Below are 1,464 nucleotides of genomic sequence, written 5' to 3' on the forward strand. Positions count from 1 at the left end.
CGCCCAGCTGACCACCGGGACCGGGCGCCCCTACGACGTGGCGGCCGTCAAATGGGTCAGCTACACCTACAAGATCCCAGCGCCGGTCCCGTTCCGGGACGGGGAGATCTGCGTCAATCAAGCAGCCCGGATCCTGGGCATCACCGCGGATGCCGTCTACTACTGGCTCACCCACGGGCGCCTGGACGCCCGCAAGGACGCCGGCGGCCGCTGGTGCATCCCCTGGAATGACCAGGTCGAAGCCGATTGCCGCCGCCAGATCGACACCTCCGGCCACCTCACTCCCCGCCCTGCCGCACCGCCGCAGGCCTTGCCCGGTGAGGTCAGCGTCCAGCAGGGCGCCGCCCGCCTGGGCGTGGTCGAGCACGCCCTCTACTACTGGATCCGCTGCGGACGGCTGACCGCGCGCAAGGACGTCGGGGGACGCTGGTGCATTCCCTGGGATGACCAGGTCGAAGCTGCCTGCCGGGACTGGATCACCCACCCCGAGCAGTTCGTGCCCACCGGGCGCCGCCCACTGCCCGCCGAGGCCGCCCGCGCCGACGAGATCAGCATTCCCCAAGCAGCCGCCCGCCTCGGGGTCCTCGACGCGGCCGTGCGCTACCAGGTGCGTGTCGGGCGCCTGCCCGCGCATCGCACTCCCGGCGGCCGTATCGCCATCCCCTGGAACGATCAGGTCGAGGCCGCGTTGCGGGCCGACCTGGACCGGCCCAAACACCCCGGTCCCACCGGCCCCGGCAGCCACCCACTGCCCGACACCGCCATCGCGCGCGGCGAACTGAGCGTCCAGCAGGTCGCCGTCCGACTCGGTGTCCGCGCCGGCGCGGTCTACTACTGGATCGCCCGCGGCCGCCTGGACGCCCACCGCGCCGCCGACGGCCGCCTGAGCATCCCCTGGACCAGCGACAACGAGGCCGTCTGTCTCCAACTCGCCGCCCAGACCATGAAATCCGACCTCACAACCCGAACACTCACAGCAGGAGGGGCAGTATGAAGCCACCATGCCGGTAATCACGGACCGCTGCCACCAGGCACGGGTTCGAAACGCACTGGAACCCGAGTGGGAGGCCCGGTTCGAACCTAGGTCATATGGGTTCAGGCCGGGGCGTAGCTGCCAGGACGCGATTGGCGCCATCTACCTGACGTGCAAGGGCCCCTTGGCCAGACGCGTTTGGGCGCTTGATGCGGACCTGGCTGCGGCGTTCGACCGGATCGACCATGCTCGCCTTTTACAGACAATCGGCCACTTTCCCGCTAGAAGGATGGTCGCCGACTGGCTGAAGGCGGGAGTGTTCGAACCCGGTAGGGGGTTCACTCCCACTGAGGAGGGCACGCCCCAAGGCGGTGGTGCGACGCGAGGTCGCACGTTTGTGAGTGAGTACACCTTTGGAGGTTCGACGATGTCGATGGTGTAGATCCTGATCAGTGTCCATGTGATCAGTCCCCGCCCCGACGTGCGCTGCT

Annotated in this window: 2 pseudogenes; both read left to right on the top strand. The window is 68.9% G+C overall.

Going from position 1 to position 1,464, the window contains the following annotated elements:
• Window positions 1–994 (top strand): annotated as a pseudogene (locus FCI23_RS58050) (hypothetical protein); the annotation flags it as partial.
• Between the two features lie 7 nt (window positions 995–1,001).
• Window positions 1,002–1,346, top strand: a pseudogene (locus FCI23_RS55665) (reverse transcriptase/maturase family protein); the annotation flags it as partial.
• Window positions 1,347–1,464 lie beyond the last annotated feature (118 nt).

The sequence above is a fragment of the Actinacidiphila oryziradicis genome (assembly GCF_005047355.1).
GTDB classification, from domain to species: Bacteria; Actinomycetota; Actinomycetes; order Streptomycetales; family Streptomycetaceae; genus Actinacidiphila; species Actinacidiphila oryziradicis.